The organism is Pseudomonas sp. LTR0 (assembly GCF_036630035.1).
Classification (GTDB): domain Bacteria; phylum Pseudomonadota; class Gammaproteobacteria; order Pseudomonadales; family Pseudomonadaceae; genus Aquipseudomonas; species Aquipseudomonas putida_Y.
In genome coordinates this window covers 111,575-120,000 of record NZ_CP123734.1, presented here as the reverse complement: position 1 = coordinate 120,000, position 8,426 = coordinate 111,575, and the positions used below count along the sequence as shown (strand labels likewise).

Here is an 8,426-nt window from a genome sequence, read left to right as displayed (position 1 = left end):
ATACTCACCGCCAACCCGCGTGCAAGCACCTGGGGGTCCTGGAACATTTGCGCCAGGTTATTGATAGGTCCACATGGCACCCCTGCCGCCTCCAAATGGGCCACCCACTCAGCCGTGGTTTTGAACACCGTAGCCTGCCGAATCAATGGAATCAGTTCGCCCCGGTTGGCCACCCGCAGCTTATTGGTAACGAACCGAGGGTCTTCCGCCCATTGCGGCTGTCCGGCCACTTCGGCGAACTTGCGGAACTGGCTGTCATTGCCCACGGTAAGAATGAAATCGCCATCTGCCGTCGGAAAGTCCTGGTAAGGGACTATATTAGGATGCGCATTACCCAGCCGACGAGGAGGGCTGCCCGTGGTCAGGTAGTTCATCGCCTGGTTCGCCAGACAGGCCACCTGCACATCGAGCAATGCCATGTCGATATGCTGGCCGACCCCGGCCTGGTCCCGGTAGGCGAGGGCAGCCAGCATGGCGACCGTGGAATACAACCCGGTCAGAATGTCGGTAAGCGCCACACCCACCTTGACCGGCCCCGCGCCTTCCTCGCCCTCCGGACGACCGGTCAGGCTCATCAGCCCACCCAACCCCTGGATCATGAAGTCATAGCCAGCGCGCTTGGCATATGGCCCAGTCTGACCGAAGCCGGTAATGGAGCAATAGATAAGCTGCGGGTTTACCGCCTTGAGGCTCTGGTAGTCCAGACCATAGGCAGCCAGCCCACCCACTTTGAAGTTCTCTATGACGATATCGCACTTCGCCGCAAGCTCACGCACCAGGCGCTGCCCCTCCGGCCGGGTAAAGTCGATGGTCACTGAGCGCTTGTTGCGGTTGGCCGACAGGTAATAGGCCGCCTCGCTGGTGTCCTCACCTTCAACATCCTTGAGGAATGGCGGCCCCCATGAGCGGGTATCGTCGCCACTGCCTGGGCGCTCGACCTTGATCACGTCGGCACCAAGGTCAGCCAGAATCTGGCCAGACCACGGGCCGGCCAACACGCGCGAAAGGTCTAGCACCCGCAGATGTGATAGCGCGCCCATGGTTTGCTCCTTATTAATAGAACGCTTGGATACCGGTCTGCGCACGCCCCAGGATAAGTGCGTGCACGTCATGGGTACCTTCATAGGTGTTGACCACCTCCAGGTTAACCAGGTGACGAGCCACACCAAATTCGTCGGAGATGCCGTTGCCGCCCAGCATGTCACGCGCCATACGGGCGATATCCAGCGCCTTGCCGCAGGAATTGCGCTTCATGATGGAGGTGATTTCCACCGCAGCCGTCCCTTCATCCTTCATGCGCCCCAGACGCAAGCACCCCTGCAGCGCCAGGGTGATTTCGGTCTGCATGTCGGCCAGCTTCTTCTGTATCAACTGGTTGGCGGCCAATGGACGACCAAACTGCTGACGATCCAGGGTGTATTGGCGGGCGGTGTGCCAGCAGGCTTCAGCGGCCCCCAGCGCACCCCACGAAATACCATAGCGAGCCGAATTCAGGCAGGTGAACGGTCCCTTGAGGCCACGCACGTCCGGGAAGATGTTCTCTTCTGGCACGAACACATTGTCCATGACGATTTCACCAGTGATCGACGCGCGCAGGCCAACCTTGCCATGAATTGCCGGGGCACTGAGGCCTTGCCAGCCTTTTTCCAGTACGAAGCCACGGATATCGCCCGCATCATCCTTGGCCCACACCACGAACACATCGGCGATGGGACTGTTGGTGATCCACATCTTGCTGCCGGTCAGCCGGTAGCCACCGTCGACCTTTCTCGCCCGGGTAATCATCGAGCCAGGATCGGAGCCATGGTTAGGCTCGGTCAAACCGAAGCAACCGATCCACTCGCCACTGGCCAGCTTGGGGAGGTACTTCTGCTTTTGAGCTTCGGTGCCAAACTCGTTGATCGGCACCATCACCAGCGACGACTGCACACTCATCATCGAGCGGTAGCCCGAGTCGATACGTTCCACTTCGCGAGCAATAAGGCCGTAGCACACATAGTTCAGGCCGCTGCCACCGTATTGCTCGGGGATGGTTGCACCCAACAGGCCGACTTCACCCATCTCGCGAAAGATCGCCGGGTCGGTCCGCTCATGGCGGAAGGCCTCGAGCACACGCGGCGCCAGCTTGTCCTGGGCGAACTGATAAGCGCTGTCACGCACCATGCGCTCTTCTTCAGAGAGCTGCTGATCCAGCAGCAGCGGGTCGATCCAGTTGAAGCTTGCTTTACCGGCCATGAGCGAATCCTCGAAATAGGGGGCAGTTTCTTGTGCCTTTGAGCCTAGGCCTGATCGGCTGCCGGGACAAACGAGGATTGCGCACCGATTAGTGATATTTTGTCACTCCGTAAATCGGCAAAACGCCTTATTGACAGCCTTACAAGTGAGGTTGACGTACATGCGCCGCAAGATCCCCAGTACCACCGCCCTGATTTGCTTCGAGGCGGCAGCCCGCAACGAGAGCTTTACCAAGGCTGCCCAGGAACTCGCGCTAACCCAGGGTGCCGTCTGTCGGCAGATCGGTGGCCTGGAAGCCTTCCTTAATGTGGAACTGTTCCGTCGCTCGCGCCGCGGCGTGAGGCTGACCGAAGCCGGCCTGTCCTACAGTCGCCAGGTGGCGGCCCAACTGGACGCTGTTGAGCGCGATACCTTGTCGGTGATGCGCCAGCAAGGCGCCAATGTGATCGAGCTGGCGGTAGTACCGACGTTTGGCACTCAATGGCTGCTACCACGACTCAAGGACTTCCAGCAGCGCCATCCGGAGGTCACGGTCAACCTTACCAACCGCACCCGGCCATTCCTGTTTGCCGACACGGCCTTCGATGCCGCCATCTATTTTGGTGATGCAGACTGGTCAGGCACCCAATCGCACCAACTGATGGGTGAAAACCCGGTACCTGTGTGCAGCCCGACGCTGCTGAACGACCAAGGCATGCTCGAGGCACGCCACATCGCGCAGCTACCATTGCTGCAGCAGAGCACACGCCCGTATGCCTGGCGACAATGGTTCGGCAGTGTGGGCATGCATGTGGAGCGCGACATGACAGGCCCGCGCTATGAACTATTCTCGATGCTCGCCCAGGCGGCCATGCACGACATGGGCATTGCCCTGATACCACCGTTCCTGATCCAGCGGGAGTTGGAGGAGGGTAGGCTGGTGGTCGCTAACAGGCATGCCCTGAGTAGCGACAAGGCCTACTATCTGATGATTCCAGAGCGCAAGGTGGAGTCGGCGTCGCTACGCGCCTTTCGCGACTGGCTGGTAAGCCAGGCTCAGGCATACATAAACAGAACAGGGACAAGCTGACCCTGTAGTCAATTATTTTAAACACCTACAGATATATGTATATGTCGCATATTTGCAAACTGTAACGCAAGCACAAAAATACCCTCTAACCGTGCTAACTACGCGGCTTCGCGGGCTATTTTGCGACATCCAACTAGTCGTAAGCGAATTGGCCGCTTTTTTTTTGATTTTTTCTCCTAATCTGCCAATGGCCCATGTTTGACGGGCTGCAGCCCTATTACTGCGACAAGCGGTCACAGGGTGACTTGTAGTTTTGACTTCGTTTCGCTCCAGAACCGGTTGAAGGCCTCTGGGTTCGTCTGCAAAATGCTTCGCCCCGCCCGGGATCCGGCGGGTTGGCGCTCCACTGCCGCCCCAGCGCACCATCCGAAGTGTGCTGGCTTCTACAAAGACAAAAGGTCACCGCAGGAGAAATAGTCGTGCACATTGGTGTTCCTCTCGAGACGCAGACCGGTGAGACAAGGGTCGCTGCGACCCCCGAAACCATCAAGAAACTGATTGGCCAGGGCCATCAGGTCACCGTTCAACGGGGGGCAGGGCTCAACGCCGCCATTCCGGACAGTGCCTATGAAGCCGTGGGTGCTTCCATTGGGAGCGCTGCCGATGCCTACGGCGCCCAATTGGTACTCAAGGTGGTCGCCCCCAACGACCAGGAACTGGCGCTGATCAACAGCGGCAGCCTTCTGGTGGGCATGCTCAACCCCTTCAACGGTGAACTGATCGGCAAGATGGCCGAACGCGGTATTACCGCCTTCGCCCTGGAAGCCGCGCCGCGCACCTCGCGGGCGCAGAGCCTGGACGTGCTGTCATCACAGGCCAACATCGCCGGTTACAAGGCCGTGTTGCTGGCAGCCCATCACTACCCACGCTTCATGCCAATGCTGATGACCGCTGCCGGTACCGTTAAGGCGGCACGCGTGCTGGTCCTGGGTGCCGGCGTTGCCGGCTTGCAGGCCATCGCCACAGCCAAGCGCCTGGGTGCAGTAATCGAAGCATCCGACGTTCGCCCGGCCGTGAAAGAGCAGATCGAATCACTGGGCGCAAAATTCATCGACGTACCCTACGAGACCGACGAGGAGCGAGAGTGCGCCGAAGGCGTTGGCGGCTATGCCCGACCAATGCCGGCCAGTTGGATGCAGCGCCAGGCCCAGGCCGTGCACGAGCGCGCCAAGCAGTCCGATATCGTCATCACCACCGCGCTGATCCCTGGGCGCAAGGCGCCGACCCTGCTAAGCGCCGAAACCGTGGCGCAGATGAAGCCTGGCTCGGTGGTCATCGACCTGGCTGCCGCGCAAGGCGGCAACTGCCCGCTGACCGTCGCAGACCAAGTGGTGCAGGAGAACGGCGTGACCATCGTCGGCCCTACCAACCTGCCGGCCCAGGTGGGTGCCGATGCCTCGGCACTGTATGCACGCAACCTGCTGGACTTCATGAAGCTGCTGTTCGACAAGGACGGCGCGCTGATCATCAACCTCGAAGACGACATCGTCGCGGCCTGCCTGATGTGCCGTGATGGTCAGGTCGTCCGCAAGAACGGCTAAGGAGCACGACAATGGAAGACATGCTGATTTCCCACGGCATCTATAACCTGATCATTTTCGTGCTGGCCATCTATGTGGGCTACCACGTGGTGTGGAACGTCACCCCGGCGTTGCACACCCCGCTGATGGCGGTCACCAATGCCATCTCGGCAATCGTCATCGTCGGCGCCATGCTGGCCGCGGCCCTGACCGTGACCCCGGCCGGCAAGCTGATGGGCACCCTGGCCGTGGCCCTTGCCGCAGTCAACGTGTTCGGTGGCTTCCTGGTCACCCGCCGCATGCTTGAGATGTTCAAGAAGAAAACCAAGAACGAGGCGAAGAAGTAAGCATGAGCATGAATCTGGTAACGCTCCTCTACCTCGTCGCCTCGGTGTGCTTCATCCAGGCGCTCAAAGGCCTGTCGCACCCGACCACCTCGCGGCGCGGCAATCTGTTCGGCATGATCGGCATGGGGCTCGCCATCCTCACTACGGTTGGCCTCATCTACAAACTCGGGGCTGAACTTGCCACTGCCGGTATCGGCTATGTCATCGTCGGCCTGCTGGTCGGCGGCACCGCCGGTTCGATCATGGCCAAGCGCGTCGAGATGACCAAGATGCCCGAACTGGTCGCCTTCATGCACAGCATGATCGGCCTGGCCGCGGTATTCATCGCCATTGCCGCGGTACTGGAGCCGCAGTCGATGGGCATTGTGGCTGCCATCAGCGACCCGATCCCTACCGGTAACCGCCTGGAACTGTTCCTCGGCGCCGCCATCGGTGCCATTACCTTCTCCGGTTCGGTGATCGCCTTTGGCAAATTGTCGGGCAAGTACAAGTTCCGCCTCTTCCAAGGCGCACCGGTACAGTTCGCTGGCCAGCATAAACTCAACCTGATCCTTGGCCTGACCACCATCGCCCTCGGCCTTCTGTTCACTTTCACTGGCCACTACAGTGCCTTTACTCTGATGCTGGTCCTGGCCTTCATCATGGGTGTGCTGATCATTATTCCGATCGGCGGCGCCGACATGCCAGTGGTGGTGTCGATGCTCAACAGCTACTCGGGCTGGGCAGCGGCCGGTATCGGCTTCTCGCTGAACAACTCGATGCTGATCATCGCCGGTTCCCTGGTAGGTTCGTCCGGTGCCATCCTCTCGTACATCATGTGCAAGGCGATGAACCGTTCGTTCTTCAACGTCATCCTTGGCGGTTTTGGTGGCGATACCGACAGTGGCGCGGCGCAAGGTTCGCAAGAGCAGCGGCCGGTGAAGTCCGGCTCGGCTGACGACGCCACCTTCCTGCTCAGCAATGCCGACAGCGTGATCATCGTTCCAGGCTACGGCCTGGCGGTGGCCCGTGCCCAGCACGCGCTGAAAGAGCTGACCGAGAAGCTGACCCACAACGGCGTGACCGTGAAGTATGCGATTCACCCGGTGGCGGGCCGTATGCCCGGGCACATGAACGTACTGCTGGCCGAGGCTGAAGTGCCGTACGATCAAGTATTCGAGATGGAAGACATCAACGCCGAGTTCGGCCAGGCCGACGTGGTGCTGGTGCTGGGCGCCAACGACGTGGTCAACCCGGCGGCGAAGAACGATCCCAAGTCGCCAATCGCCGGTATGCCGATCCTCGAAGCGTTCAAGGCCAAGACCATCATCGTCAACAAACGCTCGATGGCCAGCGGCTATGCCGGCCTGGACAACGAGCTGTTCTATCTGGACAAGACCATGATGGTGTTCGGTGACGCCAAGAAGGTCATCGAGGACATGGTCAAAGCGGTGGAGTGACAACAGCCGCTACAAACCAGCTGATATAAAGGAAGCCCCGGACAGAATCTGCCGGGGCTTTTCTTTTGTTGATCCGGATCAACGGCTCAAATACAAGGCTTCTCATACGACCATGGTCGTGGGACGGCAATGGGCGAAATCTCTAGACTGCGCTGCAGTAGTTTCAGTAGCCCGAGATAACAATCCATGTACCGTGATCGTATCCGCTTGTCCTCCCTGCACAGCAAGGTAATGAGTGCGGCTGATGCCGCTGGTCTGATCGAGGACGGCATGACTGTCGGCATGAGCGGCTTCACCCGCGCCGGCGAGGCCAAGGCCGTACCGCATGCACTGGCCGAACGTGCCAAGCAATCGCCTCTGAAAATCAGCCTGATGACCGGCGCCAGCCTGGGCAATGACCTGGACAAACAACTGACCGAGGCCGGTGTACTGGCCCGCCGCATGCCATTCCAGGTCGACAGCACCCTGCGCAAGGCCATTAATGACGGCCAGGTGATGTTCATCGACCAGCACCTGTCGGAAACCGTCGAGCAACTGCGCAACCAGCAGCTGAAGCTGCCGGACATCGCGGTCATCGAAGCCGTGGCCATCACCGAGCAAGGCCACATCGTGCCAACCACTTCGGTGGGCAATTCGGCCAGCTTCGCGATCTTCGCCAAGCAGGTGATTGTGGAGATCAACCTCTCGCACAACACCAACCTCGAAGGCCTGCACGACATCTATATCCCAACCTACCGCCCGACCCGCACACCAATCCCGCTGGTCAAGGTCGACGACCGAATCGGCAGCACCGCCATCCCGATCGACCCGGCCAAAATCGTCGGTATCGTCATCAGCGACCAGCCAGACTCGCCGTCCACTGTGCTGCCGCCAGATGATGAAACCCAGGGCATCGCCGACCACCTGATCAACTTCCTCAAGAAGGAAGTGGATGCCGGCCGCATGACCAACAAGCTCGGCCCGCTGCAAGCCGGCATTGGCAGCATTGCCAATGCGGTGATGTGCGGCCTGATCGAGTCGCCGTTCGAAAACCTGACCATGTACTCTGAAGTGCTGCAGGACTCCACCTTCGACCTGATCGACGCCGGCAAGCTGAGTTTCGCCTCGGGCAGCTCGATCACCCTGTCGACGCGCCGCAATGCCGATGTGTTCGGCAACCTGGAACGCTACAAGGACAAGCTGGTGCTACGCCCGCAGGAAATCTCCAACCACCCGGAAGTGGTACGTCGCCTGGGCATCATCGGTATCAACACCGCACTGGAGTTCGATATCTACGGCAACGTCAACTCCACCCACGTCTGCGGCACCAGGATGATGAACGGCATCGGTGGCTCCGGCGACTTCGCCCGAAACGCTCACCTGGCGGTCTTCGTCACCAAGTCGATTGCCAAAGGCGGGGCGATTTCCAGCGTGGTGCCAATGGTCAGCCATGTCGACCATACCGAGCACGACGTGGATATCCTGGTCACCGAGCAGGGCCTGGCGGACCTGCGTGGCCTGGCGCCGCGCGAACGGGCGCGGGCGATCATCGACAACTGCGTGCATCCAGACTACCGCGCTGCGCTGAACGACTATTTCGACCGCGCCTGCCAGCGTGGCGGGCATACCCCGCACATCCTGCGTGAGGCCCTGAGCTGGCACGAAAACCTGGAAGAAACCGGGCGCATGCTGGCAAGCTGATCCAGATGTGGTACGGAACGGCGGCCCTGCCTCCGCTGTTCCGGCCTCTTCGCGGGCTTGCCCGCTCCCACAGGTGATGTGCAACCCTCAAGGGCAGCACTTTCCCTGTGGGAGCGGGCAAGCTCTCGTATGGACC

The 8,426-nt window shown here is 60.2% G+C and carries 7 protein-coding genes (1 of these 7 cut by a window edge); 5 read left to right on the top strand and 2 right to left on the bottom strand.

Annotation, left to right across the window (positions count from 1 at the left end):
* Both QCL51_RS00580 and QCL51_RS00575 read right to left on the bottom strand, forming a co-directional pair.
* On the bottom strand, window positions 1-1,040 hold the 5' portion of the coding sequence (locus tag QCL51_RS00580) for a CaiB/BaiF CoA-transferase family protein (RefSeq protein ID WP_338444514.1). 181 nt of this gene lie to the left of the window's left edge; 1,040 of the gene's 1,221 nt are visible here — the first part of the coding sequence; the start codon lies at window positions 1,038-1,040; its stop codon lies beyond the left edge, outside the window.
* Window positions 1,041-1,053: 13 nt separating this feature from the next.
* A complete protein-coding gene (locus QCL51_RS00575; RefSeq protein ID WP_021784630.1) occupies window positions 1,054-2,235 on the bottom strand; it encodes an acyl-CoA dehydrogenase in 1,182 nt (393 codons plus the stop codon).
* A 160-nt stretch (window positions 2,236-2,395) separates the two neighbouring features.
* Here QCL51_RS00575 and QCL51_RS00570 point away from each other — a divergent pair, with 160 nt between their 5' ends.
* The 5 genes from QCL51_RS00570 to QCL51_RS00550 all read left to right on the top strand — a co-directional run bounded on the left by QCL51_RS00570 (window position 2,396) and on the right by QCL51_RS00550 (window position 8,290).
* Window positions 2,396-3,304, top strand: coding sequence for a LysR substrate-binding domain-containing protein (locus QCL51_RS00570; RefSeq protein WP_021784629.1), 909 nt, complete (start codon window positions 2,396-2,398; stop codon window positions 3,302-3,304).
* Window positions 3,305-3,723: 419 nt separating this feature from the next.
* Window positions 3,724-4,845 carry a Re/Si-specific NAD(P)(+) transhydrogenase subunit alpha gene (locus QCL51_RS00565; protein ID WP_021784628.1) on the top strand — a complete coding sequence of 374 codons (1,122 nt, stop codon included), beginning with the start codon at window positions 3,724-3,726 and terminating at the stop codon, window positions 4,843-4,845.
* 11 nt (window positions 4,846-4,856) lie between these two features.
* Complete coding sequence (locus QCL51_RS00560) at window positions 4,857-5,171, top strand: NAD(P) transhydrogenase subunit alpha (protein ID WP_003252914.1); 315 nt, start codon at window positions 4,857-4,859, stop codon at window positions 5,169-5,171.
* A gap of 2 nt (window positions 5,172-5,173) precedes the next feature.
* Window positions 5,174-6,610, top strand: coding sequence for an NAD(P)(+) transhydrogenase (Re/Si-specific) subunit beta (locus QCL51_RS00555; RefSeq protein ID WP_021784627.1), 1,437 nt, complete (start codon window positions 5,174-5,176; stop codon window positions 6,608-6,610).
* 186 nt (window positions 6,611-6,796) lie between these two features.
* Entirely contained in the window at window positions 6,797-8,290 is a 1,494-nt protein-coding gene (locus tag QCL51_RS00550) for an acetyl-CoA hydrolase/transferase family protein (RefSeq protein ID WP_021784626.1), read from the top strand.
* The last annotated feature ends 136 nt before the right edge of the window (window positions 8,291-8,426 follow it).